Source organism: Streptomyces sp. NBC_00236 (genome assembly GCF_036195045.1).
Lineage (GTDB): Bacteria > Actinomycetota > Actinomycetes > Streptomycetales > Streptomycetaceae > Streptomyces.
Genome location: NZ_CP108100.1, coordinates 2,108,308 through 2,134,566, shown reverse-complemented (window position 1 = coordinate 2,134,566; position 26,259 = coordinate 2,108,308). Strand labels below are relative to the sequence as shown.

The following is a 26,259-nucleotide window of genomic DNA, read 5'->3' as shown; positions in this document are numbered from 1 at the left end:
GGTCCGTCCCGGTGCGTGCCCGGTGCAAACAGATTTCACGCAGGGGGCGGCTGCCGAGGGTGTTCCTGGTCACCACCGCGCCGGCGGCGGTGCGGTCAGCTGGTCGGCCAGCCGGGACAGCCGGTCCCGGAACCGCAGCCTGCCGCGCTGCGCGGGCGCGCTGTTCTCTCCCGCCGCCGCGCTGACCAGGTGCTGGACCGTGTCCAGGTCCACGTCGTCGCCGCCCGTCACGGAGAGCGCCTCGTGGGCGAGCCCCCGCACCTCCGGATCACCGTTGTCCAGCGACAGGACCGTCGCCCCGGCCCGGCGGGCATCGTGCACCCGCTCCAGCAGCCCCTCGCCCGGCCGCTCCGGTACCACCACGAGCAGCGTCTCGCCCCGCCCGGCCGCCTCGATCCGGCCGAGCCCCACGGACAGGTGAGCCGGGTCGCCCGGCTCCACGCGGTGGCGTACCAGCGTGGGCGTCAGCTCGGGCAGCCCGGACCAGGTGGACTCGTCGACCAGATGGGCCGCCAGGTGCCACGGCTCGTACACCTCGGTCCCCACCAGCAGCAGCCCGCCGCCGTGCGGCACGACGGACGAGCGCAGCGTCCCGGCGAACTGCCGGGTCGCGGCCGGCCACTGGGTCTTCGCCAACACCTCACGCAGCAGCGCCACACGTACGGCATCCATGGCCCGGCATCATGCACCACACCGGCGCCCCACACCGGCGAACGGCGGTGGAACCACCCGTACGAGGCCCGTGCGCCGGACAGTCCCACTGGCCGAGGACGCACCGTGCCGCCCCCGTACCTGGCAGTAGTGTCGGGGCCATGACTACGAATGACAGCGGCAGCGCGCCCAAGCCCCCCGCCAAGGATCCCTGGGACCTCCCCGACGTGTCCGGCCTGACCATCGGTGTCCTCGGCGGCACCGGCCCGCAGGGCCGCGGACTCGCCTACCGGTTCGCCCGCGCCGGACAGTCCGTGATCATCGGCTCCCGCGCGGCGGACCGCGCCCAGGCCGCCGCCGACGAGCTCGGACACGGCGTGCGCGGCGCCGACAACGCCGCCTGCGCACGCGACAGCGACGTCGTGATCGTCGCCGTGCCGTGGGACGGGCACGCCAAGACCCTGGAGTCCCTGCGCGACGAGCTCGCCGGCAAGCTCGTCATCGACTGCGTCAACCCGCTCGGCTTCGACAAGAAGGGCGCCTACGCGCTGAAGCCCGAGGAGGGCAGCGCCGCCGAGCAGGCCGCCGCCCTGCTGCCGGAGTCCCGCGTCACCGCCGCCTTCCACCACCTGTCGGCGGTCCTGCTCCAGGACGAGGCGATCGAGGAGATCGACACCGATGTGCTGGTGCTGGGCGAGGCCCGCGCCGACACCGACATCGTCCAGGCACTGGCCGGCCGGATCCCGGGGATGCGCGGCATCTTCGCTGGCCGGCTCCGCAACGCCCACCAGGTCGAGTCGCTCGTCGCCAACCTGATCTCGGTCAACCGCCGCTACAAGGCACACGCCGGGCTGCGCACCACCGACGTCTGAGCCACGGCCCCGCACCCTGCGCCCGGCGGCCGGGGGCATGGGGGACACTGGACGGGACCGCGCACCATCCCCCGACAGGAGCCACCCCCATGCCCCGCCTCGCTCTCTACGCCATCGCCGTCTGCGTCCTCGCCGTCGCAGCCGCCGTGATCTCCTTCGTGCAGGGCAGCTGGCTCCTCGGGATCGTCTGGGTGCTGCTGGTCGGCCTCTCGTCCAACATGGCCTGGTACTACGTACGCCGGCAGCGCGTGAACGCCCAGGGCGCGTAGGGCGCCGGGGTGCCCAGGGCCTGCCGTCCGGATCGGGCCGGGACGCCGCGAGCCCGTCCCGATCCGGACGAGAGGCCCTACCCGGCCATCTCACAGACCGGGTTGGGCGTCTGCCAGAACCGGTACGCGTCGAGACCGCAGTACGTCTCGAACTCACTGACGCCCAGCGACCGCAGAATCGCGTCGATCGCGTCGAAGAAGGCCGCGTTCACCTCGGGGACCCACAGCAGACCGAAGACCGCGATCAGCCCGAACGGCGCGAACGGCTCCACCGTGCGCCGGAGCGAGTGCGAGAGCCACGGCTCGATCACCCCGTAACCGTCCAGCCCCGGCACCGGTACGGAGTTCAGGATCGCGGCCGTTACCTGGAGCAGCGCCAGGAAGCCCAGTGCGTACCGGAACGCGACCGGGACGCCGTCCAGCGCGTCCAGCCAGAACGGCGCGGTGCACACGAGCGCGAACAGGACGTTCGTCAGCGGGCCCGCAGCCGAGATCAGGCTGTGCCGCCAGCGGCCCCGGATCCGGCCCCGCTCGATGAAGACCGCGCCGCCGGGCAGCCCGATCCCGCCCATGATCACGAACAGCACGGGCAGCACGATGCTCAGCAGCGCATGCGTGTACTTCAAGGGGTTCAGGGTCAGATAGCCCTTCGCCCCGATGGAGATGTCGCCGCTGTGCAACGCCGTGCGGGCGTGGGCGTACTCGTGGAGACAGAGCGAGACGACCCAGGCCGCGGTGACGAAAAGGAACGTGGCGAAGCCCGGCTGCTCGGCGAAATCCGTCCACACCGCCCAGCCGGACACCGCCGTCACGGCGGCGATACCGAGGAAGACCGGGCTGATCCGCCGGTCGCTGCGGGCTGTTGCGGAGGTCATCGGCGGCTCCTGGTGGCTGCGGGGAGCGGGCGGGCGGCGAGCCCCGACCGTACAGGCGACACGCGGAAAACGTCTCGCATCGGGTGGGTGGTTCCATGAAGGGTGGGGGTATGACGGGCACGAATGCGGGCGGGGCGAGCGGGTGCGGCCGGGTGGCTGTGGATGGCCCGGACCGCGTCACGGACAATGGGCGCGTGCGCTACGGCATCCTCGGTACCACCCAGGCACTCCGCGACGACGGCACGGCCGTCGCCGTCGGCGGGGCGCGGCTGCGCGCCCTGCTCGCGGTGCTCGCGCTGCGCACCGGCCGGACGGTGCCGTTCGCGGTGCTCGTCGACGAGGTCTGGGACGGTGACCCGCCCGCCGACGCGTCAGGGGCCCTGCAGGCACTCGTGGGCCGGCTCAGACGGGCGCTCGGCCATGCGGAGGTCGTGTCCGTGGACAACGGCTACCGGCTGGCCGCCGAACCGGACAGCGTCGATCTCCACCGCTTCGAACGCCTCGTGGAGGAGGGCACGCGGGCCCTGGACGCCGGCGATCCGGCGAAGGCGCTGAGCGTCCTGGACGACGCCCTCGGCCTCTGGCGGGGGCCGGTGCTCGCCGACCTTCCCGACCGGCACGCCGTCGCGGCCCGCTGGACCGCCCGTCGCCTCGACGCCCGCCGGACCCGGATCGCCGCGGCCCTCGCGCTCGGCCGGGCCGACGAGGTGCTGCCGGAACTGGCCGCGCTCTGCGAGGAGCACCCCCTCGACGAACCGCTCCAGGCGCTGCGGCTGCGGGCCCTGCGCGACGCCGGGCGCACGGCCCAGGCGCTGGCCGCGTACGACGAGGTCCGCACCGTGCTCGCCGACCGGCTCGGCACGGACCCGGGCCCCGGGCTGAGCGCACTGCACGCCGAGCTGCTCCGTCAGGAACCGGCCCGTCCCGCCCCGCGGACGGTTCACCGGCCCGCCGCACCGGCTGTCCGGCAGGGCAACCTCCGGGCCCGGCTCACCAGCTTCGTCGGCCGCGAGCGCGACATCGACGCGCTGCGCGGCGACCTCACCCGGGCCCGGCTGGTCACCCTCCTCGGACCCGGCGGCGCCGGCAAGACCCGGCTCTCCCAGGAGACCGCGGAATCCTTCGACCCCGCGTCCTGGCCGGACGGCGTCTGGCTGGCCGAACTCGCGCCCGTCGACGACCCCGAAGCGGTACCGGAAGCGGTCCTCGGCGCACTCGGCGCCCGCGAGACCGTGCTGCGCGGCGCGGGCGCCGAAGAGCTCCGGGCCGCCGAACGGGGTGCCGGCGAACGGGGTGCGGGCGAGCCGCTGTCCCGGCTCACCGAGCACTGCTCGCGGCGCCGCATGCTGCTGCTCCTGGACAACTGCGAGCATGTGATCGAGGCGGCCGCGGCCCTCGCCGATCACCTGCTGGCCCGCTGCCCGCAGCTCACCGTCCTCGCCACCAGCCGCGAACCCCTCGGCGTACCCGGCGAGTTCGTCCGGCCCGTGGAGCCGCTGCCCGACCCGACGGCCCTGCGCCTGCTGGCCGAACGCGGAGCCGCCGCACTGCCCGGCTTCCGGGCCGACGCCGACGAGGCGACCGCGGCGGCCACCGCCGAGATCTGCCGCCGCCTGGACGGCCTGCCGCTCGCCATCGAACTCGCCGCCGCCCGGCTGCGGATGCTCACCCCGCAGCAGATCGCCGACCGGCTCGACGACCGGTTCCGGCTGCTGACGGGCGGCAGCCGCACCGTGCTCCCGCGCCAGCAGACCCTGCGGGCCGTCGTCGACTGGTCCTGGGACCTCCTCGACGAGGACGAACGCACCACCCTGCGCCGGCTGTCCGTGTTCGCCGGCGGCTGCACCCTCGAAGCGGCCGAGGCGGTCTGCGCGGACGGGCCGCGCCACGCGCGGGAGGTCGCCGGGCTGCTCGGCTCCCTGGTCGACAAGTCCCTGGTCGTCGCCGCCCCCGCGGCGGACGGCCAGATGCGCTACCGCCTCCTGGAGACCGTCGGCGAGTACGCGGCACAGCGGCTCGACGAGACGGGGGAGCGGGACGCCGTCGAACGCCAGCACCTCGTGTACTTCCGCGAGCTGGCCCGCACCACCGACCCCCTGCTCCGCGGCGCCGGACAGCGCGCCGCCATCGAGCTCTTCCAGCGCGAGTACGAGAACCTGCGCACCGCGCTGCGGCACGCCGTCGCCGCGCGTGACGAGCAGGAGTCGCTGTGCCTGGTGATCTCGCTCTCCTGGTACTGGCAGATCCGCAATCTGCGCAGCGACGCCCTGCACTGGGCCGACGCCGCGGCGGCCCTCGGCCCCGACCCCTTCGCCGAGCCCGTGGAACCCGCGCCCTCGATCCACGAACGCTGCACCGACGCGCCCCCGCCCATGGAACCCGAACTGCTCCAGGAGGCGCGGCGCCAGGTGGGGCTGGTCCAGCTGGTCAGCATGGACCACGCGATGGACGAGTGGACGAACGAGGCCAGCATGACGCGGCTCCGGGGCATCGCCTCCGTCTACCGGGCCGGTCAGCCGCAGACCTGCCGGAGCCCCGCATCGCTCTGGTTCTTCGCCGTCATGCTGACCGGGGGCGTCGCGGACCTGCGGCACCTGCTGGACGAAACGGTGCGCGCCGCACGGGAGTTCGCCTTCGAGTGGGAGCTTGCCGCGGCGCTCCAGATGCGCGCCAACGTGCTGGCCAACCGCCCCGACTGGGCGGGTGCGGCCCACGTGGACGCCGCCGAGAGCCTGGAGATCTTCCGCCGCCTCGGTGACGACTGGGGCATGGCCGAGGCGCTGTCCTCACGCGGTGAGGCGTACGAGAAGACGGGCGACTACCGCCGGGCGGCCGAGGACTACCAGGACGCGATCGGCTGCGCGGAGAAGCTCGGCGCCCTGGCCCAGGTGTCGGTGCTCCGTACCCGGTACGCGTCCGCTCTGACCGAACTCGACCGCGGGGCGGAGGGCGAGGTGATCCTGCGCCAGGTGATCGCGGACGAGCGGCACGCGGGGCACGAGGCGCGGCCGGCGGCCCGGCTCTTCCTGGCCCTGTGGCTGGGCCGCTGCGGCCGGACCGCCGAGGCGCGTGAACAGTTCTCCGAACTGCTGGAGGAGTTCAGGTCGCAGACCATGGCGATCTTCGAGGGCTTCGTCCTGGGCGGCCTGGCCTGGCTGGACAACCAGGAGGAGAACTACGCGGACGCCCTGGACCGCGGCCGGCAGGCCCTGCTGCGCCTGGGCGATCCGTTGACGCAGATGGTGGCGCCGCAGATGGCCGTGATCCACCTGGTCACCCTGGCCTGGGCGCTGGGCGGGCTCGGTGCGGAGCGCGGCGCGGAGCTCGGTGCCCGGCTGCTGGCCGCCGGCCGGGCGCTGCTGCCGAAGGGACACTTCCTCACGTCGATGGAGCGGGACAACTTCGAGCGTGCCGAGGAGCTGGTCCGTGCCGCGCTCGGGGAGGCGGCCTACGAGGCCGCGTACGCCGAGGGCGGCGGCCTCTCCCTGGAGGAGGCCGCCGCCCTCGTGGACGCGTACCGGAGCTGAACCGACCGGGTCAGGACTTCTTGCGGAACTTGGAGACCGCGAGCGGCGCCATGGCCGCGGTGATGACCACGGTCCAGCCGAGCGTCAGCCAGACCGAGTTGCCGACCGGGGTGCCCATCATCAGGGCGCGTGCGGCGTCGGCCAGGTTGGACAGCGGGTTGTAGTCGGTGAAGGTCTGGAGCCAGCCCGGCATCGTCGTGGGCGGGGCGAAGATGGACGAGCCGAACTGGAGCGGCATCATCACGATCATCCCCATTCCCTGGACGGCCTGGGCCGTCTTCATGGACAGTCCGAGCAGGATGAAGATCCACATGATGGCGGCACCGAACGCGGCCGCCAGCCCGATCGCCCCGATCAGACCGAGCACCGACCCGTGGAGCTCCATGCCGAGCGCGAAGCCCATGGCCAGCAGGATCAGGGTGGCGACCATCATCCGGGCGAGCTCGACCACGATCTTGGCGATGAGCACCGAGGAGCGGGCGATCGGCATGGTGCGGAACCGGTCCATGACCCCCTTGCGGAAGTCGTCGTTGACACCGCTGCCGACGGCCATGGCGATGTTCATGCCCATCATCGCCATCAGGCCGGGGATCAGGTAGTTCAGGTACTCCTGCCGGCCGCCGCCCATGCTGCCGCCGACGGAACCGCCGAAGACGTACACGAAGAGCAGGACGAAGATCACCGGCATCAGGAGCGCGTCGAACATCGACTCCGGATCCTTCTTGATCTGGAGCAGATTGCGCCGCACCAGCGCACCGATGTGGCGCAGGTTGTTCCGCAGCCCGATCCGGCCCTCGTCATGGAGCTTCGCGGCCGGGGCGGCCGGGGCCGCGTCGGTGGGGGTGGGCGTCAGAGTCGTCGTGCTCATGCCGCGACCTCCTGGGGAGTCGTGTCGGTGACGGTGGCCTTGTCGCCGGTGATGGCGAGGAACACCTCGTCCAGGCTGGGCAGCGCGGTGGCGACGTGCGCCAGCGGGAAGCCCCGGGTGCCGAGCAGGCCGATGACGGCGGTGAGCTGCTCGTCGCTGAGGATCGGTACGTACAGCAGTCCCTCGTCCGGGACAGCCTGGGCGCCCGCCACACCGTCGAGACCGGCCTCCCTGATGGCCTGGGCCATCGCGGCCAGCTGGGCGGGGTCCGAGGGCCGGATCTGCAGGGTGCGCCCGCCGACCTTGGCCTTCAGTTCGTCGACACCGCCGCGGGCGATGATCCTGCCCTTGTCGATGACCGTGAGCTCGTTGGCGAGCTGTTCGGCCTCTTCCATGTACTGGGTGGTGAGCAGCACGGTCGCCCCCTCCGCGACCATCCGCTGCACCTCGTCCCAGACCTCGTTGCGGGTACGGGGGTCGAGCCCCGTCGTCGGCTCGTCCAGGTAGAGGACGGCCGGGCTGCCGATCATGGAGGCGGCGAGGTCCAGCCGGCGGCGCATACCGCCGGAGTACTCCATCGCGGCCTTCTTCGCCGCGTCCGTGAGCGAGAAGCGCTCCAGCAGTTCGTCGGCGCGCGAGCGGGCCTTCTTGCGCGGCAGGTCGAGCAGCCGCCCGATCATGTAGAGGTTCTCCCAGCCGGAGAGCTTCTCGTCGACCGAGGCGTACTGACCGGTCAGGCCGATGGTGCGGCGGAGCGCGCGGGGCTGCTTCACCACGTCGTAGCCGGCCACGACCGCGTGTCCGGCGTCGGGCTGGATCAGGGTGGACAGGACCCGTACGAGGGTCGTCTTGCCGGCGCCGTTGGGGCCGAGCACGCCGAGGACGGTGCCCTCGCGCACATCGAGGTCCACGCCGTCCAGAGCCTTGGTCGCGCCGTAGTGCTTGACCAGCCCCCGTACCTCGACGGCGTTCTTGCCGTTCCTGGGGTTCTTGTCGATTCGCGTCATGCCGACCATCAGACCAGCCGCCACCGACAGCGCACCGACAGTCCGCCGACAGCAGGGCGACAGCCCGCCGATGGGGGATGTCGGCGGGCTGTCGGTGGTGCGGCAGTGGTCGGTCGGTTGCCGGGCGGAGCCGGCGTACTGCCTGGGGCATCTCGTTCGGATCAGGCCGGGCCCGCGGGGGCCGGCCTGATCCGAACGGAAGGCGCTAGTGGAAGGTGTGCTCCGGCGCCGGGAAGGTGCCGCCGACGACCTCGTCCGCGTACGCCTTCGCGGCGTCTCCGAGGATCTGGCGCAGGTCGGCGTACTGCTTGGTGAAGCGCGGCACCTTGCCACCGGTCAGGCCGACCATGTCGGTGTAGACCAGCACCTGCGCGTCGGTGTCCGGACCGGCGCCGATGCCCACGGTCGGGATGTGCAGGGTGCGGGTGACCTCGGCGGCCAGTTCGGCCGGGACGAGCTCCAGGACGACGGCGAACGCGCCCGCGTCCTGCACGGCCTTCGCGTCGCGCAGCATCTGCTGGGCGGCCTCCTCGCCGCGGCCTTGCACCCGGTAGCCCATCGCGTTGACGGACTGCGGGGTCAGGCCGATGTGGGCCATGACCGGGATGCCGGCGTCGACCAGGAGCTTGATCTGCTCATGGCTGCGCTCGCCGCCCTCCAGCTTGACCGCGCCGACCCCGGACTCCTTGATCAGCCGGGTGGCGTTGCGCAGGGCCTGGACGGGGCTCTCCTGGTAGGACCCGAAGGGCAGGTCGGCCACGATCAGAGCGCGCTTGGTGCCCCGGACGACGGCGGCGGACAGGATGGCGATCTCGTCCATCGTGACGGGCACGGTGGTCTCGTAGCCGAGGTGACAGTTGCCCATGGAGTCGCCGACGAGCATGACCGGGATGCCGGCCTCGTCGAAGACGGACGCGGTCATCGCGTCGTAGGCGGTGAGCATGGGCCACTTCTCGCCGCGCGCGGTGGCGGCGGCGATGTCGTGGACGGTGACCCGGCGGTTGCTCTTGCCTCCGTACAGCGCCTTGCTGCTGTCGGAGGGGGCTCCCGCGGGGGAAGTGGGGGACTGGTTGTGCGCAGCCTGAAGCGACATTGCCAACGGCTCCTTCGTCATCTCGAGGCGCCCTGACGGCGTCCCCGGACCGCTTCCATGGTGGCATCCCGGAGCCGCTCACGGGAAGTGGGCCCGCCGCACGGGATGGCACGCGGTGTCACGAGGCCGGTAAGGACTTTCGGTGCGAGACAGACCCGTATCGAAGCAGACGTACGTTCCGTCCATGTCCGTCCCCGGTCCTCGCAGGGAATCCGGCCTTCGGGCCGGGCGGGAACGCGATGCTCGTACGCACCGTCCACCGGCCCGACGCGCTGCTGCCCGAGGACCTCGCCGACCGCGTCAACCGCCTGCCGATCGAGGGCCCCGGACCGCGTCCTGCGGCCTCCGGCCGAGGTGAAGACGCAGGTCACCGCTGAGACCGGCCGGCTGACTCGCCCGGGCCGAGGCGAGTGTGAGCGTTCTGTCACAAGCCACCACAGACCCTCTGTGGCCGGAACCCTTCGCACCGCCCGGGTCGTCCTCGTGGCAGTACGGCCGTCGCCGACGGCCGGAAAGGCATCGCGTATCCCCTAGGGTCGTGGGCGCGGCGATGTGTACGGCAAGGCAGTGAGGACAGCGCAATGGTGCAGGCGTACAGGGCGGACACCGGGAACGGCGGCGCAGGACCGCAGCGCACCGGATCCCGTTTCCGGGACCTGCGCGACAGACTGACCAGGGACCCCGGCATCTGGCGGCGCGGGATCGTGCTGGCCGGCTGCTCGGTCCTGCTGGCCCTCGTGATGGTCCTCCACGCCCAGATCCCGAACACCATCGGCAACCTGGGCAGCCTCACCGAGACCTTCCTGCCGTGGTGCGCGGTCTTCGTCCCGCTGCTGCTGATCCTGGGCCTGGTGCGCCGCTCGGCGACCGCGCTGGTCGCCCTGCTGCTGCCCGTCCTGGTCTGGTTCAACGTCTTCGGCGGGCTGCTCACCGACAAGTCGGGCACCGGCGGTGACCTCACCGTCGCCACCCACAACGTCAACGCGGACAACCCCGACCCCGCCGGCACCGCCCAGCAGGTCGCCGGCTCGGGCGCCGACGTCGTCGCCCTCCAGGAACTCCCCAGCGGCAAGGTCACGGCCTACGAGTCGGCGCTCGCCGACCGCTTCCCGTACCACTCGGTGCAGGGGACCGTCGGGCTGTGGAGCAAGTACCCCCTGAGCGCAACCCGCCCGGTGGACATCAAGATGGGCTGGGTCCGCGCCATGCGCACCACCGTCACCACGCCCGAGGGCCCGATCGCCTTCTACGTCGCGCACCTGCCCTCGGTGCGGGTCAAGCTGCACGCCGGATTCACCGCCAGCCAGCGGGACCAGAGCGCGGACGCCCTCGGCAAGGCCATCTCCCACGAACCGCTGGAACGGGTCGCGCTCCTCGGTGACCTCAACGGGACCATGAACGACCGCTCGCTCAACGCGGTCACCTCGCAGATGCGCTCCACCCAGGGCGCGGCGGGTGACGGGTTCGGATTCAGCTGGCCCGCCTCGTTCCCGATGGCACGGATCGACCAGATCATGGTGAAGGGCGTCGAGCCGATGTCGTCGTGGACGCTCCCGGCCACGGACAGCGACCATCTTCCGATCGCCGCCCGCGTCAAACTGTGACGCAACGGTCCGTTTACCTCTGCGCACCAAACGTCTGAGAGACTTTGTTCCGAACGGGAACAAGGCCACCGGCGAGGAAGCCGGTCCGTCACCGTGCGATCCGGCCCCGGCCGGCCCGCGCCGGCGCACGCACGGCCGCGTTCCCTCCTGCCCCCTCCCGTTCCCCGAGGCCCACCGGGCCCGGCCGGAGCACATGGGGCCCACTTCGGAAAGGTCTCTCTTCATGCCTCTGGCTCTGCTCGCACTCGCGGTGAGCGCCTTCGGCATCGGTACTACGGAGTTCGTGATGATGGGCCTGCTGCCCAACGTCGCGGACGATCTGGGCACCTCCGTCCCCACGGCCGGCTACCTCGTGTCGGCGTACGCGATCGGCGTGGTGCTCGGCGCCCCGCTGCTCACCGCCGTCGGCTCGCGCATCCCGCGCAAGCGGATGCTCCTGCTGCTGATGGCACTGTTCACCGTCGGCAACCTCGCCTCCGCGCTGGCTCCGGACTTCGGCTGGCTGGTCGCGGGACGGGTACTGGCAGGACTGCCGCACGGCGCCTTCTTCGGCGTCGGGGCGGTCGTCGCCGCCCGGCTGGTCTCCGACGGGCGCCAGGCGCGGGCCGTGGCGACCATGTTCCTCGGCCTGACCGTCGCCAACATCGTCGGAGTCCCCGCAGCCACCCTGCTCGGCCAGCACCTCGGCTGGCGGGCCACGTTCCTGGTGGTCGCGCTGATCGGGCTGTGCGCGATGGCCGCACTCGCCCGCCTCGTCCCGCAGATCCCGGTCGAGGCCCACCGAGGCGTGCGCCACGAACTGCGGGCCCTCGGCAACCGTCAGGTCCTCCTCGGACTCCTGACCGCCGTCTTCGGCTTCGCCGGGGTCTTCGCCGTGTACTCCTACCTCTCGGCGATGACGACCGAGGCGATGGGCTTCGGGGAGTCCTCCGTCACCCTGGTGCTGGCGCTCTTCGGCATCGGCATGACCCTCGGCGCACTCGCCGCGGGCCCGCTCACGGACCGGGCGCTGCGCCCGACGCTGTACGGCTCGCTGGGCGCGCTCGCCGTCGTCCTGGTGGTCTTCCCGTTCGCCGCCCATGTGCAGTGGGCCGCGCTGGTGATGGTCGTGCTGCTGGGCGGGGTCGGCTTCATGACGACCACGCCGTTGCAGATGCTCGTCATGAACAAGGCCAAGGACGCCCCGACCCTGGCATCCGCCTCCAACCACTCCGCCTTCAACCTGGCCAACGCGGGCGGCGCGTGGCTGGGCGGCGTGGCCATCGCGGCGGGCTGGGGCTGGACCTCCCCGGCCCTGGTCGGCGCGGTACTGGCCGTGGCGGGTCTCGCGGTGGCGGTCACCGCGGGCGTACTGGACCGCGACCGGACCCCGTCGAGGGTGGTGGCGCGGGCGGCGGCATCCACTCCGCGAAGGACCGAGGCAGACGTGCACTGAGCCTCGCGCCAGTCAAGCCCGGCTCGCGCACACCAAACTCGGCTCGCGCCAGTCAAGCCCGGCTCGCGCACATCAAGCCCGAGCCCGGCCAAATCAAGCCCGTCCGGCGTTCGAGGACAAACCCCCGGCCCCGGACGGGCCCGCAGCACACCCACCCCCGGCGTCAGCCGGACTCGCGCCACCGGTTCGTGATCGGCAGCCGCCGGTCCTTGCCGAAGCCCTTGGGCGAGATCTTCGTGCCCGGCGGGTACTGCCGCCGCTTGTACTCCGCCGTGTCCACCATCCGCAGCGTCTTCGCCACCAGTGCCGCGTCGAACCCGGCCGCGACGATCGCGTCGAGACCCTGGTCCCGGTCGACGTACATCTCCAGGATCCGGTCCAGCACGTCGTAGTCGGGCAGCGAGTCCGTGTCGACCTGACCCGGCCGCAGCTCCGCGCTCGGCGGCTTGGTGATGGAGGCCTCCGGGATCGGCGGGATCTGCCCGCGTTCCTCCGCCGCCCGGTTGCGCCACTTCGCCAGCCGGAAGACCGACGTCTTGTAGACGTCCTTGATCGGCCCGTACGCGCCGACGGAGTCCCCGTACAGCGTCGAGTAACCGACCGCCAGCTCCGACTTGTTGCCCGGAGCCAGGACGATCTGGCCCTCCTGGTTGGACACGGCCATCAGCATCGTGCCGCGCAGCCGCGACTGCAGGTTCTCCTCGGCGAGCCCGGTGAGCCCCAGCGACCCCATGTACGCGTCGAACATCGGCTCGATCGGTACGGTCCGGAAGTTCAGCCCGGTACGCCGCGCCAGCTCGGCCGCGTCGCCCTTGGAGTGGTCCGAGGAGTACTTCGACGGCATCGAGATGCCGTACACGTGCTGCGCGCCCAGCGCGTCGCAGGCGATCGCGGCGACCAGCGCCGAGTCGATCCCGCCGGAGAGCCCGATCAGCACACTGCTGAAGCCGTTCTTCGCCGCGTACGCCCGCAGGCCCACGACGAGCGCCGAGTACAGCTCCTCGTCGTCGTCGAGCCGCTCCGCGTACCCTCCGGCCAGCTCCGCCTCGTACGCCGGCAGCGGCTTCTCGGAGAGGACCACGTGGTCGATCCGCAGCCCGTCGTTCACCACGCCCGAGGGCGCCTCGGGCGAGGCGGCCGGCAGGTCGAGGTCCAGGATCACGCTGCCCTCGGCGAACTGCGGCGCACGGGCGATGACCTCGCCCTGCTTGTCGACGACGATCGAGTCCCCGTCGAAGACCAGCTCGTCCTGGCCGCCGATCATCGCGAGGTACGCGGTCGTGCAGCCGGCCTCCTGGGCCCGCTTGCGGACCAGTTCCAGCCGGGTGTCGTCCTTGTCCCGCTCGTACGGCGAGGCGTTGATCGACAGCAGCAGCCCGGCCCCGGCGGCACGCGCGGCCGGCACCCGGCCGCCGTCCTGCCAGAGGTCCTCGCAGATCGCGAGCGCCACATCGACGCCGTGCACCCGTACGACGGGCATCGAGTCGCCCGGCACGAAGTACCGGAACTCGTCGAAGACGCCGTAGTTGGGCAGGTGGTGCTTGGCGAAGTTCAGCGCGATCCGTCCGCGGTGCAGCACCGCGGCGGCGTTCCGCGGCGATCCGGCGGGCTGGCCGTAGCGCGGCGCGGCGGACTCGGAGCGGTCGAGGTAGCCGACGACGACCGGGAGTTCCCCGAAGCCCTCGGCGTCCAGGCGCGCGGCGAGCGCACGCAGCGCCTCCCGCGACGCCTCGACGAAGGACGACCGCAGGGCCAGGTCCTCGACGGGGTATCCGGTCAGCACCATCTCGGGGAACGCCACCAGGTGGGCGCCCTGTTCGGCGGAGTGCCGGGTCCAGTGGAGGATCGACTCGGTGTTGCCGGCGAGGTCGCCGACGGTCGAGTCGATCTGATTCAGTGCGAGGCGTAGTTGAGGCACGCCGCCCAGTGTAATCGTCTGACTGACGCGATGTCCTGGCGGGCCGGGCGAAAAGTGGCGGGGAGGGTGCCGGAGATCTGCGCCGCGAGCGCGGCCGGAATCGCCGGCACCCTCCCGGGGCCCGCCAGGTGGCAGGTCAGCGGCGGTAGCCGAGGACCGTCATCATGCCCGCCTCCGCGTGGTACAGGTTGTGGCAGTGGAGCATCCACAGACCCGGGTTGTCCGCGTCGAAGTCGACGGTCAGCGTCTGCCGGGGCAGCACGATCGCGGTGTCCTTACGGGCCCCGGCCGCGCCCCCGGCCAGCGCGAAGGTGTGCCCGTGCAGATGCACCGGGTGCCACATCGCGGTCGGGTTGTGGAACTCCATCCGGACCCGCTCCCCGGCCTTCACCGGATGACGCTGGTCGGCGGTGTACGGCTTCCTGTCGAAGGCCCAGTCGTACGCCTCCATGGAGCCCGTCAGCCGCATCCGCACCGTCCGGTCGGGTTCGCGCGCGGCCAGGGCCACGGAGGCGTCCGGGGACAGCCGGTCGGCCGTCACCAGTTCGCCGTCCAGCTCCTTCGGCCGCACGGACGCGCCGGGCGCCGCACCGCCTCCGGTCCGCAGCAGGGCCATCGCCGAGGCCTTCTTGCCCTCGGCCAGCACGGTCAGCGGGAACACCCCGTCCCCGGCGGTGACCAGCACGTCGTACCGCTCACCCATCGCGATCAGCAGCGCGTCGGTCGTGGTGTGCCGGACCGGGAAGCCGTCGGTGTGCGTCACCGTCATCCGGTGGCCGCCGAGCGCGACGCGGAAGGCGGTGTCGCCGCCCGCGTTGATGATCCGCAGCCGGATCCGGTCGCCCGGCCGTGCGGTGAAGGCGGAAGGGTCCTCGGCCACGCGGCCGTTGACCAGGTAGTACGGATAGTCCACGTCGCCGGCGTCGCCGCCCAGCAGCTCACTGGTGGCGCCCATCAGCATCCGCGAGGGCCCGCCGCTCGCGGGCGAGACCGTCGACTGCATGGCGTGCCCGCTGTGCCCGCTGCCCCCGGTGAGTTCCTGGAGCACGGCATCGGGGGTGGAGCCGTCCACGCCGTCGACCCAGTCGTCCAGGACGACGATCCACTCCTTGTCGTAGCCGAGGGGTTCCTTCGGGTCGTCCACGATCAGCGGCGCGTAGAGCCCGCGGTCCAGCTGGACGCCCGAGTGCGGGTGGAACCAGTACGTGCCGGGGTCCGGCACCGTGAACCGGTAGGTGAAGTCCGCCCCCGCCCCGACGGCCCGCTGGGTCAGCCCGGGCACCCCGTCCATGTCGTTGCGCAGGGCGAGTCCGTGCCAGTGCAGCGAGGTGGGCTGCGGCAGGTGGTTGGCGAGGGAGAGGGCGAGCGTGTCGCCCGCGGTGACCCGGATCTCCTTCCCGGGGAGCCGGTCCCCGTACGCCCACGAGCTGACGGTGTGCCCGCCGCCGAGGTCGAGCCGGGACGGGGTCGCGGTCAGGGTGACCTTGTGCGCGGGGCCGGTGCCCCGCCGCTGCTCGGCCGCGGCGACCTCCGGGCCGTCGGGGGAGACGTAGCCCTCCGGGACGGTGGTGCCGGACGGGGCGGGGTGGTTCATGGCGGAGTGGTCCGCGGCGGCGTCGCGGCCGGCGCAGGCGGCGAGAACTCCCGTACCGGCAAGGGCGATCGAAGCGCCGAGCACGGCGCGTCGGGTGTGCTGAGCGGGCATGACTGAGTGCACCTCAAGGATGTGGTCGGTGTGCGGGGGGACGGAAGGCGCGGGGCGCCTATATCCGAAGCACCGACAGTCCGCTGAGGACGGCCTTGCGCGGCCGGGGCGGGGGAGGAGGCCGGGGCACCCGCGGCGACCGGCCGCGGCCCGGGCCCGGCCGCGGGGCGGCGCACCGCCGCACCAGCAGCCACAGGGTGAGCAGGGTGAGGCCCCAGGTACCCAGTACCGCGACGCAGACCGACAGGGGGTCCATGCCGGGCATCGGCGCCGGGGTGTCGTGCCGCACGGCCACCGCGGGCCCGTGCGCCACGACCGGTCGGGTCGGTCCGGATGCCACGACCGGTCCGGTCATCACATGCGAGGCGGCCGGTGTCGCAGGCCCTGGGCCACTGTGCTCGGCCGGGTGCCCGACCGTGTGCATGGTGAAGATCCCGAAGAGCAGCGCGGCGAACAGCAGCAGCCGCCCGCACGTCGCACTCCTCGTTCCGGACATGCCGGCACCTTACCCCCGCCGGGTATACGAAACGCGGCGGCCCGCCGCCCCCGCGCGGCGGACAACGGGCTGTCCGGCGGCGGCGACGGGCTGTCCGGCAGGGATGTCGGGCCGTCGTCCGGTCGTCCGGTCGTGCGGCGTACCGGTCAGTTGCGGGAGTAGACCTTCTCCGCCCACCCGGCGATCTGGTCGTCGGAGAGGTGCTGGGCCAGATCGGCCTCGCTGATCATGCCGATCAGCTTCTTGTTCTCGACCACCGGCAGCCGGCGGATCCGGTGGGTCTGCATCTCCTCCAGCACCGCCTCCACCTCGGCCTCCGCGTCGATCCAGCGCGGTGTGCCCTGGGCGAGGTCACCGGCGGTCACCTTCGACGGGTCCCGGCCCATCGCCACACAGGCGACCACGATGTCGCGGTCCGTGAGGATGCCGACCATCCGGTCCTGCTCGCCGTTCTCCGAGATGGGCAGCGCGCCCACGTTGTGGTCGCGCATCAGCTGGGCGGCGCGGTCGAGGGTCTCGTGCGCCGGGATCCAGGTGGCGCCGGTGTGCATGATGTCCTTGGCGGTGGTCATGGGCTTTCCTCCTGCGTGCCGATGGGCACTCGCGTAAAACCCCGAGCGAACCCATCGTGAGGGGCTCGCCCGGGGCACGCGACCGCTATCACCCATTCGGGTGCACCCCGGGAAAAGCGGTTTCAGGACGGCTTTCCCGGCCGGGGCGCGGCGCCCCGTTCCGTCAGCATTCCGGCCATGGCCCGCAGCTCGGACTGCTGGCCTTCGACCATGCCCCGGGCCAGCCGCTTCTCGGCCTTCACGGTGCACAGGTCCGCACAGCCGCGGGCCATGTCGACACCGCCCCTGTGGTGGTCGGTCATCAGCTGGAGGTACAGGATCTCGGCCTGTCTGCCACTGGCCCGGCGGAGCTGCCCGAGCTCGGTACGCGTCGCCATCCCGGGCATGAGGGACCCGTCATGGGCCTCGTGGCCGCCGTCCATGCCCGGCATCCCGGCCATGTCGTGGCCCGCGTGCTCCCCGGCGGCCATCCAGGCCATCGGTTCCTGCCCGGTGGCCGCCTTCGGCAGCTCCCACAGGTCCAGCCAGCCGAGCAGCATGCCCCGCTGGTTGGCCTGTGTGTTGGCGATGTCGTACGCGAGACGGCGCACGTCCTCGTCGTCGGTGCGGTCGCGCACGATGAAGGACATCTCCACGGCCTGCTGATGGTGGACGGCCATGTCGCGGGCGAACCCGGCGTCCGCGGAGCCGGACGCCGGGATCCGCACGGCGGGGGCGGACACGTGCTGCCCGCCCCCGTCGCCCCGCGCGGAGGCGACGGTCGCCGCCCCCGCGAACAGGAGCGCGAGCACGACGGCGGCAGCGGCCACCCGGCGGACGCGCCGGATGCTCCCCGCGGCCTCCCCGCCCTCCGCGGCCTTCCCGCTCTCCGGCGGTTCCGCGCCCTCTGCCTCCTCCGTCACCTCTGTCACGGAGCCGCCCGCCCGCCGGTGCACGCGGCGCCCGGCTCGGGCGTCTGCGGGCCCTGCACGTACTTGGCGAAGAACTGCGCCACCCTGCGGTCATCGGCGCTGTCCACCGTGACCTGCTTGCCCCAGGCGCTCAGCATGATGCTGCCGGCCTGGTCCTTGTACGGGCTCATCAGTGAGTACGGCGTCTTCGCGACCCGGTCAGCCAGCTTGTCCACGTCCGAGGCCGAGGCCTTGTCCGTGTACGTCACCCACACCGACCCGTGCTCCAGCGCGTGCACGGCGTTCATGTCAGGAATCGCCTTTTTGTATACGTCGCCGTCGCAGTTCATCCAGACGGGGCTGTGGTCACCGCCGACCGGCGGCTTCATCGGGTACGAGACGGTCTCGGTGACGTGGTTGCGGGTCAGCTTCTTCGCGTCCCACGACTTCTCGCCCTGGATCGGTCCGTCGGCCAGTTCCTTCTTCTCCGCCTCGGACTGCTCGGCGTTCTTGGCGTCGGCGGCCTTCTGGTCGGCCGAGGCCTCGGACCGGTCGATGAGTGTGTAGGCGCCGAAGCTGACGAGACCTGCGACGACGACGGCGCTGAGGCTTATGACCAGCACACGGGTGCGGCGGTCACGCGCACGGTCGGCCTTGCGCATCTGCTCTATGCGGGTCCTGCGGTCGAAGCTCATGTCGTGGGTCCTTCTGCGAAGGGGCGATGAGATGACGGAACGGGTCGGGAAACCGGTGCGCGCGGGGCGGTTGCGAGGCCGCCGCACCCCTTGCGCACCATGGCCGACGATCGTAGTGGGTGGCCGAGTGCTCCATCTCACGTCGGGTGCGTAATCTGGGTGAAATCCGGGGTCGTGATACTGGACTTTCCCCCTTACCCCGGGCGGTGGTGCACGGACCGTCTGAACTGCAAGGATGTGGCTATGGACAAGCAGCAGGAATTCGTCCTCAGGACGCTTGAGGAGCGCGACATCCGGTTCGTACGGCTGTGGTTCACCGACGTGCTCGGTTACCTCAAGTCCGTGGCCGTGGCCCCCGCCGAGCTGGAACAGGCGTTTGACGAGGGAATCGGCTTCGACGGCTCCGCCATCGAGGGCTTCGCCCGGGTGTACGAGTCGGACATGATCGCCAAGCCGGACCCGGGCACGTTCCAGATCCTGCCCTGGCGCGCGGAGGCACCCGGCACGGCCCGGATGTTCTGCGACATCCTGATGCCCGACGGCTCGCCGTCCTTCGCCGACCCGCGCTACGTGCTCAAGCGCATCCTGGCCAAGACCTCCGACCTGGGATTCACCTTCTACACCCACCCGGAGATCGAGTTCTTCCTGCTGAAGAACAAGCCGGTCGACGGCACCCGCCCCACCCCCGCGGACAGCTCCGGCTACTTCGACCACACCCCGCAGAACGTCGGCATGGACTTCCGCCGCCAGGCGATCACCATGCTCGAATCCATGGGTATCTCGGTCGAGTTCAGCCACCACGAGGGCGCCCCCGGCCAGCAGGAGATCGACCTGCGGTACGCGGACGCGCTCTCCACCGCCGACAACATCATGACCTTCCGCCTGGTCATGAAGCAGGTCGCGCTGGAGCAGGGCGTGCAGGCCACCTTCATGCCGAAGCCGTTCTCGGAGTACCCCGGCTCGGGCATGCACACCCACCTCTCCCTCTTCGAGGGCGACCGCAACGCGTTCTACGAGTCCGGCGCCGAGTACCAGCTCTCCAAGGTCGGCCGCTCCTTCATCGCGGGCCTGCTCAAGCACGCCGCGGAGATCTCCGCCGTCACCAACCAGTGGGTCAACTCCTACAAGCGCATCTGGGGCGGCTCCTCCCGCGCCGCGGGCGCCGGCGGCGAGGCCCCCTCGTACATCTGCTGGGGCCACAACAACCGCTCCGCGCTGATCCGCGTCCCGATGTACAAGCCCGGCAAGACCGGCTCGGCCCGCGTAGAGGTCCGCTCCATCGACTCCGGCGCCAACCCCTACCTGACGTACGCGGTGCTCCTGGCCGCGGGCCTCAAGGGCATCGAGGAGGGCTACGAGCTCCCGGCCGGCGCCGACGACGACGTCTGGGCCCTGTCCGACGCGGAGCGCCGCGCGATGGGCATCGAGCCGCTGCCGCAGAACCTGGGCGAGGCGATCGCGCTGATGGAGAAGAGCGAACTGGTCGCCGAGACGCTCGGCGAGCACGTCTTCGACTTCTTCCTGCGCAACAAGAAGCAGGAGTGGGAGGAGTACCGCAGCGAGGTCACCGCCTTCGAGCTGAAGGCGCTGCTGCCGGTGCTGTAGGGCGCAGGTCAGGCGCGCCGGGAAAACACTGCGGCGGGCTGCCCGGTTCAACCGAGGCGACCTCGTGCGGACATGACCCTGCCCACAGCCGTCGTTGTGCGGCTGTGGGCAGGGAGTTCATTTGGCCGGGTACGACCGCGGGCTCGTCCGGGGGATGGTGCACGCCAACCCGGTGAACCAGGATGGTGACGCCCGGCCCGGTTGCTCCGGGGATCGTGTCACGACCGGGGACTGCCCTCTACCTGCCAACGCCGGTGGGTGGGGCGGGTTCCGGGCCCGGGGTCAGTGGTGGGTGCGGCGGACGGCGAGGATGGCGGTGTCGTCCGTGAGGCCGCGCGCTGTGTGTCGTGAGGCCGCGTTTCTGATGTCGTGGACGAGATGGCGCGGCTCGGCGAGCTCGGGGTCGGTCCGCAGTGCTGTGTCGAGGTGTTCGAGAAGCGGGAAGAAGGCGCCGCTGCTGTCGCGGGCTTCGGTGACGCCGTCGGAGGCGGCTTCGCGGAAGCTTCCGGCCAGGACGGAAGCGGTGGATACGGCGCCGAGACCCTTGCCCTGTACGTCACCCAGGACGAGGCGTGTCCCGTGAGGGGAAGGCTGGATGTCGTAGAAGTCGCCGCCGACACGGGCGGCGACGTCCGCTGCGGTGTACGAGGCCGCCTGGTCCAGTCCCGCCCAGTGGGAGGGCAGAGGCCGAAGCACGGTGTGTCGAGTGGTACGGGCGACGCGCCGGATATGAGCGGCGCGCTGCTGCGCCCGAACGCGCCCGGCACAGACGACGACGGCGCCGATCCCGCTGACGGCGACGAGGATCAGTCCGGGCCAACCGGTGCTGTAACCGTTGTCGTAGGGCGCCTCGTCGGCGAGGTACACCGCCAGGGTCAGCAGAGCGTAGGCGGTGGTGACGCGGAGAGTGCACAGGAGCGCCGCCAGGCCGGGGACGAGAACGATCCACAGGATGGTGTGGAAGCAGGGTGCGGTCGTCCAGTCCAGGCTGAGGATGGTGAGGGATCGCCGGGTTGCCGGAGCTCAGGCCCTGGGTGACCCTGCTGGAGGTGGCGTCGACGCCACCCGAGCAGACCGGCGAGCCCTCGGGAGGGCTGGTGAAGGCAGAACGGACAACCGGTACGCCTGCACTCTCAGGGGAGCAGCCCGCAGCATTGCCGCCTGAAGGGCCGACGCCGCAGTTCGACGGCCTGCGTGCGGTGTACATCAATACCACGCTCAAGCGCTCGCCAGAGATCAGCAATACCGACGGCCTCATCGATCTGAGCTCTGGCATCATGCGGCGGCACGGTGTGCAGGTGGAGACAGTGCGTGCGGCCGATCATGACATTGCCACAGGAGTGTGGCCCGACATGACCGAGCACGGCTGGCAGACCGACGCCTGGCCCGCTCTCTTCGAGAGAATCATGGACGCGCACATCCTGGTTCTCTGCGGTCCGATCTGGCTGGGCGACAACAGCTCCGTCATGAAACGCGTCATCGAGCGCCTCTACGGCTGCTCGAGTCTCCTCAACGATGCTGGGCAGTACGCTTTCTACGGCCGTGCCGGCGGCTGCCTGATCACCGGCAACGAGGACGGCGTCAAACACTGCGCCATGAATGTCCTCTACAGCCTCCAGCATCTCGGATACGCCATTCCGCCGCAGGCTGACGCAGGGTGGATCGGTGAGGCGGGACCCGGACCCTCTTACCTGGACGCCGGTTCGGGTGGCCCGGAGAACGACTTCACCAACCGAAACACAGCGTTCATGACGTACAACCTCATGCACCTCGCGACGATGCTCAGGCGAGCCGGCGGCATGCCCACGTACGGGAACCAGCGCAGCAGGTGGGACGCCGGGTGTCGCCCGGACTTCCCGAACCCCGAGCACCGCTGAGCGGCCCCGCTCGGATCCGGACCACAAGGAGTCACGCCGTGAACCAGCAGAAACCGCACGCCGGGAACGCGTGGCCGACGCTCCGGGTGGCCGACTGGACCGACACGCGTGACACGCTGCACATGTGGATGCAGATCATCGGCAAGGTGCGGCTCGCTCACGCACCATTGGTCAACCACTGGTGGCAGGTCACCCTCTACGTCACCCCACGGGGTCTGAGCACGTCCGCTGTCCCGTACGGAACCGGCATCTTCGACATCGAATTCGACTTCTTCGAACACCGCCTGAACATCCGCACGAGTGACGGAGGGACACGGTGCGTAGACCTTGAGGCCAAGCCCGTGTCACGCTTCTACGAGGAAACGATGCGGGCACTTCATTCCCTCGGTGTCCCGGCGCGGATCCAGGCTCGCCCCAACGAGGTGGAGCCCGCGATCCCCTTCGCGGAGGACGACCACCACGCCGCCTACGACCCCCGAGCGGCCCACCTGTTCTGGCGCCAGCTCGTGCAGGCCGAACGTGTCATGACAGATTTCCGCTCCCACTTCGTCGGCAAGGTCAGCCCCGTCCACTTCTTCTGGGGCGCCATGGACCTCGCCTGCACCCGCTTCTCCGGCCGCTCTGCTCCTCCGCACCCCGGTGGTGCGCCCAATTGTGGTGACTGGGTCATGGTCGAGGGTTACTCCCGTGAGCTGAGCAGCTGCGGCTTCTGGCCGGGAGGGGGAGAGGAGGGAGCGTTCTATGCCTACGCGTATCCGGAGCCGGACGGCTTCGCCGACCACCCCGTCACTCCGGACGAAGCGTTCTACAGCACCGAGAACGGGCAGTACCTTCTGCCCTACGAGGCGGTACGCACCGCCGCCGACCCCGATCAGATGCTGAACGGATTCCTGCAGACCACCTATGAGGCGGCGGCCATCCACGGGGACTGGGACCGTGCCGCACTCGAGGACAACCCCCGGCGGTGGGACGGGCAGCGGTAGCGCGGGTGCGGCGCGCTCCTGCCGCGCACTTGGCCGGACCGGTCCTGGCGCGCCGGGCGCCGACCGGGCGCCTGACAAGGGCTCGTCCCCACGCACGGGCTGCGGCGTCGGAGACCTGCCCCGCCCTGCGCGGAGCCCTTGGCGCCGACGCGTGCACGCCTACTGACTATGCGTCAGATCTCTGTCATGCTGCGCGCCATGACGACCGGACCGGGCTCAGCAGGCGGGCAAGAACGCATCGTCCCGGACGTACTGGCGCCCGCACGGCTCGGGCCGCTCCGGCTGCGCAACCGGGTCATCAAGGCCGCCACCTTCGAGGGCGCCACGCCCGACGCGCTGGTCACCCAGGAGCTCATCGACTACCACCTGCGCCCCGCCGAGGGCGGGGTCGCCATGACCACCGTGGCCTACTGTGCCGTCGCGCCGGAGGGGCGAACCGAGCGGCGGCAGTTGTGGATGCGGCCCGAGGCGCTGCCGGGGCTGCGCAGGCTGACCGAGGCGGTGCACGGTACCGGCGCGGCCGTCTCCGCCCAGCTGGGCCACGCCGGGCCGGTGGCCGACGGGCGGTCCAACGGGGTGGCCTCCCTCGCCCCGACGGCGGGGTTCAACGCGCTGAGCATGCGCCGTAACAGGGCGGCCACCGCCGAGGACATCGACCGGGTCATCAAGGCCCATGCGGAGGCGGCCCTCCTCGCGGCCGAGGCCGGATTCGACGCCGTGGAGATCCATCTCGGCCACAACTACCTGGCCAGCGCCTTCCTCAGCCCCCGGCTGAACCGCCGCACCGATGCCTTCGGCGGCTCCCTGCGCGCCCGCGCCTCCGTCGCGCTGGGCATCACCCGGGCGGTGCGCGACGCGCTGGGCGACCGGCTCGCCATCACCGCCAAGCTGAACATGAAGGACGGGGCGCCCGGCGGACTCACCGTGGACGACAGCCTCCAGGTCGCCCGCTGGCTGGAGGAGGACGGCAGCGTCGACGCCCTCGAACTGACCGCGGGCAGCTCCCTGTTGAACCCGATGTACCTGTTCCGCGGCGGCGCCCCCGTCGCCGAGTTCGCGGCCAACTTCCCGCTTCCGCAGCGACTCGCGATCCGGGCGGTGGGGCGCGGTGTGTTCCGTACCTATCCCTACCGGCCCCTGTACCTGCTCGAATCCGCGCAGCGGTTCCGCGCCGCGCTCGGGCTGCCGCTCATCCTGCTCGGTGGGGTCACCGACCGGGAGGGCATGGACCGTGCCATGGCGGAGGGCTTCGAGTTCGTCGCGATGGCCCGCGCCCTGCTGCGCGAGCCCGACCTGCTGCACCGCATCGGGCGCGACGCCGCCACCCGCTCGCAGTGCATCCACTGCAACCGCTGCATGCCCACCATCTACACCCGGACCCACTGCCCCTTGATCGAGTAGCGCCGCCCACGCGGGTCAGACGAAACTCCGTCCCATCTCGTCCAGTACCTCGTCGATCACCTCGATCGGCTCCCGGGCCAGGTCCTCCTCGATCCACATCCGCATCGCGATCCGCAGCGCCGAGAGGAACGCCGCAGCGAGGACCATCGGACGGACCGGGGGCCGGCGGGCAGCCACGGCCTCGGCCAAGTCGTGTTCCAGCGCGGCGTGGTTGGCGAGATGACGGGCCAGCAGGGACGGGTGGTTCATGGCCAGACGGGTGCGCACGGCCCATTCGCGTTCCGGCGGTGCGACGCGCTCGGCGAACTGCGTCACGGCCGCCCGCAGCGCCGGCCAGGCATCCTCCTCGGCGGGGCGCCCGCGCACGGCTCCGACGAGCTCCCTGATCTGCTGCTCGTCGCCGTGCAGGAGGGCGTCCTCCTTGCCGGCGAAGTAGTTGGAGAACGTTCTGCGGGAGATCCCGGCCGCGTCCGCCACGGCCTCCACCGTGAGCTGGTCGAAGCCGTGTTCGACGGTCAGTCGCAAGGCCGCTTCGTGCACGGCCTGGCGGGTGGCTTCCTTCTTGCGTTCCCGAAGTCCCACAGCGCGCTCCATGACCGCCATTATCCGTGGCCGGAGCAGGCGGGCGGGACCGGGCCGGGGCCGGGCTGAGGTAGTGTTTCGCATCCCCGCACGGGGACGTACCGAAGGAGGTGGGACCCATTACCGCTGTATCAGGCTGGGTGCTCGCCCCACATGATCGCGTGGCCGACCGGACGTAACCGGCCGCGGAGCACCCATCGGCGTTTTCCCGAAAGGCTCTCCGCTCCATGCCGGTCCCGCTGTCACCGCTCGCCCTCTCCTCCCTCGTCACCACCCTCCGCTCCGCCGGCTGCGTCTTCGCCGAGGACGAGGCCGAACTGATCGCCGCCACCGCGGCCCGTCCCGCCGAACTCACCGCCATGGTGGAGCGGCGCGTCGCCGGACACCCCCTGGAACACGTCCTCGGCTGGGCCGAGTTCAGCGGGCTGCGCATCGCCGTGGACCCCGGTGTCTTCGTCCCGCGCCGCCGCACCGAGTTCCTGATCCGCCAGGCCGCGGAACTGGCCCCGAGCCCGGCGGTCGTGGTCGACCTCTGCTGCGGATCGGGCGCACTCGGCGCAGCCCTCGCCGCCGCGCTGGACGAGGTCGAGCTGCACGCCGCCGACGTCGAGCCCGCCGCCGTCCGCTGTGCCCGGCGCAACGTCGGCAGCCTCGGCCGGGTCTACGAGGGCGACCTCTTCACCCCCCTGCCCGGCTCCCTGCGCGGGCGCGTCGACGTACTCCTGGCCAACGTGCCGTACGTACCGACGGGGGATGTTGCCCTGCTGCCCGTCGAGGCGCGCGTCCACGAGCCGCTCGTCGCCCTCGACGGAGGCGGCGACGGCCTCGACGTGATGAGACGCGTGGCCGCCGAGGCGCCGCAGTGGCTCGCCCCGGGCGGCAGCCTGCTCGTCGAGACCAGCGAACGACAGGCGGCACGGGCCGAGGAGGCCGTCGCCGACAGCGGGCTCGTCCCGCGCGTGGTCACCTCCGACGAGCTGTACGCCACCGTGGTCATCGGGACGCGGCCGCTCCCTGGCTGAGGGTTCCGTCCTCAAGCGCCGGACAGGCTTGTGTGCGGCCCCGCCGCGGGGTGCGCCTCTGTGCGGTGGGTGGGGTGGGGTCCCTCCGGGGAGACTCCTCAAAAATGGCGTGTGCACCCCGGTACGTAAACGACCCGGGTCGTACGCCATTTTCTGCGGGGACTCCCCTGCACGCCCCCACCCGGCATCGCCTGCGTCTGCACGCCGGTGGGACTGCTGCCGCAGACGCAAGGCGGCCGGTCCGGGGCCGTGCAGGGGAGTCCCCGCAGGACGACGAACGGATACCGGGGTCCGCTGCGTGGGACTGGAAAC

The 26,259-nt window shown here is 71.5% G+C and carries 24 protein-coding genes; 11 read left to right on the top strand and 13 right to left on the bottom strand.

The annotated features are described in order from the left end of the window. Positions 1–69: 69 nt before the first annotated feature. Positions 70–672, bottom strand: a complete 603-nt coding sequence (locus OG446_RS09410) for a hypothetical protein (protein WP_328893586.1) — start codon at positions 670–672, stop codon at positions 70–72. Positions 673–812: 140 nt separating this feature from the next. On the opposite strand from OG446_RS09410, the gene npdG reads away from it, so the two are divergent. Together npdG and OG446_RS09400 are read left to right on the top strand one after the other, a co-directional pair. Further along, entirely contained in the window at positions 813–1,523 is a 711-nt protein-coding gene (npdG, locus tag OG446_RS09405; protein WP_327171129.1) for an NADPH-dependent F420 reductase, read from the top strand. Positions 1,524–1,612: 89 nt separating this feature from the next. Continuing rightward, the gene (locus tag OG446_RS09400; protein WP_326662973.1) at positions 1,613–1,792 is read left to right on the top strand and encodes a hypothetical protein; all 180 of its coding nucleotides are present in this window, start codon (positions 1,613–1,615) and stop codon (positions 1,790–1,792) included. Positions 1,793–1,869: 77 nt separating this feature from the next. On the opposite strand, the gene OG446_RS09395 is transcribed toward OG446_RS09400, so the two are convergent. Beyond that, positions 1,870–2,667, bottom strand: a complete 798-nt coding sequence (locus OG446_RS09395) for a site-2 protease family protein (RefSeq protein ID WP_328893585.1) — start codon at positions 2,665–2,667, stop codon at positions 1,870–1,872. A gap of 194 nt (positions 2,668–2,861) precedes the next feature. On the opposite strand from OG446_RS09395, the gene OG446_RS09390 reads away from it, so the two are divergent. Then, positions 2,862–6,194, top strand: a complete 3,333-nt coding sequence (locus OG446_RS09390) for an ATP-binding protein (RefSeq protein ID WP_328893584.1) — start codon at positions 2,862–2,864, stop codon at positions 6,192–6,194. Between the two features lie 10 nt (positions 6,195–6,204). Here OG446_RS09390 and OG446_RS09385 read toward each other — a convergent pair whose 3' ends face one another. The 3 genes from OG446_RS09385 to panB form a co-directional block, all read right to left on the bottom strand. After that, positions 6,205–7,062: an ABC transporter permease gene (locus OG446_RS09385; RefSeq protein WP_328893583.1), complete on the bottom strand. Its 858-nt coding sequence runs from the start codon at positions 7,060–7,062 to the stop codon at positions 6,205–6,207. Then, complete coding sequence (locus OG446_RS09380) at positions 7,059–8,078, bottom strand: ATP-binding cassette domain-containing protein (protein ID WP_328898251.1); 1,020 nt, start codon at positions 8,076–8,078, stop codon at positions 7,059–7,061. The genes OG446_RS09385 and OG446_RS09380 overlap by 4 nt, the downstream gene beginning before the upstream one ends. Before the next feature lie 196 nt (positions 8,079–8,274). Beyond that, complete coding sequence (gene panB / locus OG446_RS09375) at positions 8,275–9,162, bottom strand: 3-methyl-2-oxobutanoate hydroxymethyltransferase (RefSeq protein WP_328893582.1); 888 nt, start codon at positions 9,160–9,162, stop codon at positions 8,275–8,277. Positions 9,163–9,401: 239 nt separating this feature from the next. Between panB and OG446_RS09370 the strand changes: the two genes are divergently transcribed. From OG446_RS09370 to OG446_RS09360, 3 genes are all read left to right on the top strand, one after another. Continuing rightward, positions 9,402–9,539, top strand: coding sequence for a hypothetical protein (locus OG446_RS09370; protein WP_328893581.1), 138 nt, complete (start codon positions 9,402–9,404; stop codon positions 9,537–9,539). Positions 9,540–9,743: 204 nt separating this feature from the next. Further along, positions 9,744–10,766, top strand: a complete 1,023-nt coding sequence (locus OG446_RS09365; RefSeq protein WP_328893580.1) for an endonuclease/exonuclease/phosphatase family protein — start codon at positions 9,744–9,746, stop codon at positions 10,764–10,766. Positions 10,767–10,989: 223 nt separating this feature from the next. Then, positions 10,990–12,201 (top strand): MFS transporter, encoded by a 1,212-nt coding sequence (locus tag OG446_RS09360; protein ID WP_328893579.1) that lies wholly within the window; start codon positions 10,990–10,992, stop codon positions 12,199–12,201. A gap of 163 nt (positions 12,202–12,364) precedes the next feature. Here the strand turns inward: OG446_RS09360 and OG446_RS09355 are convergent, their stop codons facing one another. The 6 genes from OG446_RS09355 to OG446_RS09330 all read right to left on the bottom strand — a co-directional run bounded on the left by OG446_RS09355 (position 12,365) and on the right by OG446_RS09330 (position 18,477). After that, complete coding sequence (locus OG446_RS09355) at positions 12,365–14,119, bottom strand: NAD+ synthase (RefSeq protein WP_328893578.1); 1,755 nt, start codon at positions 14,117–14,119, stop codon at positions 12,365–12,367. Between the two features lie 136 nt (positions 14,120–14,255). Further along, on the bottom strand, positions 14,256–15,824 hold the full coding sequence (locus OG446_RS09350; protein WP_328893577.1) for a multicopper oxidase family protein: 1,569 nt from the start codon (positions 15,822–15,824) through the stop codon (positions 14,256–14,258). A 58-nt stretch (positions 15,825–15,882) separates the two neighbouring features. After that, positions 15,883–16,320, bottom strand: a complete 438-nt coding sequence (locus OG446_RS09345; RefSeq protein WP_328893576.1) for a hypothetical protein — start codon at positions 16,318–16,320, stop codon at positions 15,883–15,885. 146 nt (positions 16,321–16,466) lie between these two features. Beyond that, positions 16,467–16,892: a CBS domain-containing protein gene (locus OG446_RS09340; RefSeq protein ID WP_328893575.1), complete on the bottom strand. Its 426-nt coding sequence runs from the start codon at positions 16,890–16,892 to the stop codon at positions 16,467–16,469. 122 nt (positions 16,893–17,014) lie between these two features. Further along, positions 17,015–17,719 (bottom strand): DUF305 domain-containing protein, encoded by a 705-nt coding sequence (locus OG446_RS09335; protein ID WP_328898250.1) that lies wholly within the window; start codon positions 17,717–17,719, stop codon positions 17,015–17,017. 80 nt (positions 17,720–17,799) lie between these two features. After that, a complete protein-coding gene (locus OG446_RS09330; RefSeq protein ID WP_328893574.1) occupies positions 17,800–18,477 on the bottom strand; it encodes a DUF3105 domain-containing protein in 678 nt (225 codons plus the stop codon). A gap of 243 nt (positions 18,478–18,720) precedes the next feature. Between OG446_RS09330 and glnA the strand changes: the two genes are divergently transcribed. Then, positions 18,721–20,082 (top strand): type I glutamate--ammonia ligase, encoded by a 1,362-nt coding sequence (gene glnA / locus OG446_RS09325; RefSeq protein WP_136324925.1) that lies wholly within the window; start codon positions 18,721–18,723, stop codon positions 20,080–20,082. Between the two features lie 282 nt (positions 20,083–20,364). On the opposite strand, the gene OG446_RS09320 is transcribed toward glnA, so the two are convergent. Then, positions 20,365–20,949 (bottom strand): SpoIIE family protein phosphatase, encoded by a 585-nt coding sequence (locus OG446_RS09320; protein WP_328893573.1) that lies wholly within the window; start codon positions 20,947–20,949, stop codon positions 20,365–20,367. Between the two features lie 287 nt (positions 20,950–21,236). Here OG446_RS09320 and OG446_RS09315 point away from each other — a divergent pair, with 287 nt between their 5' ends. The 3 genes from OG446_RS09315 (at position 21,237) to OG446_RS09305 (ending at position 24,343) form a co-directional block, all read left to right on the top strand. Then, complete coding sequence (locus OG446_RS09315; protein ID WP_328898249.1) at positions 21,237–21,959, top strand: flavodoxin family protein; 723 nt, start codon at positions 21,237–21,239, stop codon at positions 21,957–21,959. A 38-nt stretch (positions 21,960–21,997) separates the two neighbouring features. Further along, on the top strand, positions 21,998–22,942 hold the full coding sequence (locus OG446_RS09310) for a DUF5996 family protein (protein ID WP_328893572.1): 945 nt from the start codon (positions 21,998–22,000) through the stop codon (positions 22,940–22,942). 198 nt (positions 22,943–23,140) lie between these two features. After that, entirely contained in the window at positions 23,141–24,343 is a 1,203-nt protein-coding gene (locus tag OG446_RS09305) for an NADH:flavin oxidoreductase (RefSeq protein ID WP_328893571.1), read from the top strand. A gap of 15 nt (positions 24,344–24,358) precedes the next feature. Here the strand turns inward: OG446_RS09305 and OG446_RS09300 are convergent, their stop codons facing one another. Further along, a complete protein-coding gene (locus OG446_RS09300; RefSeq protein ID WP_328893570.1) occupies positions 24,359–24,937 on the bottom strand; it encodes a TetR family transcriptional regulator in 579 nt (192 codons plus the stop codon). A 215-nt stretch (positions 24,938–25,152) separates the two neighbouring features. Here OG446_RS09300 and OG446_RS09295 point away from each other — a divergent pair, with 215 nt between their 5' ends. Beyond that, positions 25,153–25,947, top strand: a complete 795-nt coding sequence (locus OG446_RS09295; RefSeq protein WP_328893569.1) for a putative protein N(5)-glutamine methyltransferase — start codon at positions 25,153–25,155, stop codon at positions 25,945–25,947. Positions 25,948–26,259: the final 312 nt, after the last annotated feature.

Bases quoted from the DNA above. Each gene is read 5' to 3' on its own strand.
- OG446_RS09410 (WP_328893586.1), bottom strand. From the start codon at position 672: ATGGATGCCGTACGTGTGGCGCTGCTGCGTGAGGTGTTGGCGAAGACC.
- npdG (WP_327171129.1), top strand. From the start codon at position 813: ATGACTACGAATGACAGCGGCAGCGCGCCCAAGCCCCCCGCCAAGGAT.
- OG446_RS09400 (WP_326662973.1), top strand. From the start codon at position 1,613: ATGCCCCGCCTCGCTCTCTACGCCATCGCCGTCTGCGTCCTCGCCGTC.
- OG446_RS09395 (WP_328893585.1), bottom strand. From the start codon at position 2,667: ATGACCTCCGCAACAGCCCGCAGCGACCGGCGGATCAGCCCGGTCTTC.
- OG446_RS09385 (WP_328893583.1), bottom strand. From the start codon at position 7,062: ATGAGCACGACGACTCTGACGCCCACCCCCACCGACGCGGCCCCGGCC.
- OG446_RS09380 (WP_328898251.1), bottom strand. From the start codon at position 8,078: ATGGTCGGCATGACGCGAATCGACAAGAACCCCAGGAACGGCAAGAAC.
- panB (WP_328893582.1), bottom strand. From the start codon at position 9,162: ATGTCGCTTCAGGCTGCGCACAACCAGTCCCCCACTTCCCCCGCGGGA.
- OG446_RS09370 (WP_328893581.1), top strand. From the start codon at position 9,402: ATGCTCGTACGCACCGTCCACCGGCCCGACGCGCTGCTGCCCGAGGAC.
- OG446_RS09365 (WP_328893580.1), top strand. From the start codon at position 9,744: ATGGTGCAGGCGTACAGGGCGGACACCGGGAACGGCGGCGCAGGACCG.
- OG446_RS09360 (WP_328893579.1), top strand. From the start codon at position 10,990: ATGCCTCTGGCTCTGCTCGCACTCGCGGTGAGCGCCTTCGGCATCGGT.
- OG446_RS09350 (WP_328893577.1), bottom strand. From the start codon at position 15,824: ATGCCCGCTCAGCACACCCGACGCGCCGTGCTCGGCGCTTCGATCGCC.
- OG446_RS09345 (WP_328893576.1), bottom strand. From the start codon at position 16,320: ATGTCCGGAACGAGGAGTGCGACGTGCGGGCGGCTGCTGCTGTTCGCC.
- OG446_RS09340 (WP_328893575.1), bottom strand. From the start codon at position 16,892: ATGACCACCGCCAAGGACATCATGCACACCGGCGCCACCTGGATCCCG.
- OG446_RS09330 (WP_328893574.1), bottom strand. From the start codon at position 18,477: ATGAGCTTCGACCGCAGGACCCGCATAGAGCAGATGCGCAAGGCCGAC.
- glnA (WP_136324925.1), top strand. From the start codon at position 18,721: ATGGACAAGCAGCAGGAATTCGTCCTCAGGACGCTTGAGGAGCGCGAC.
- OG446_RS09305 (WP_328893571.1), top strand. From the start codon at position 23,141: ATGACGACCGGACCGGGCTCAGCAGGCGGGCAAGAACGCATCGTCCCG.
- OG446_RS09300 (WP_328893570.1), bottom strand. From the start codon at position 24,937: ATGGAGCGCGCTGTGGGACTTCGGGAACGCAAGAAGGAAGCCACCCGC.
- OG446_RS09295 (WP_328893569.1), top strand. From the start codon at position 25,153: ATGCCGGTCCCGCTGTCACCGCTCGCCCTCTCCTCCCTCGTCACCACC.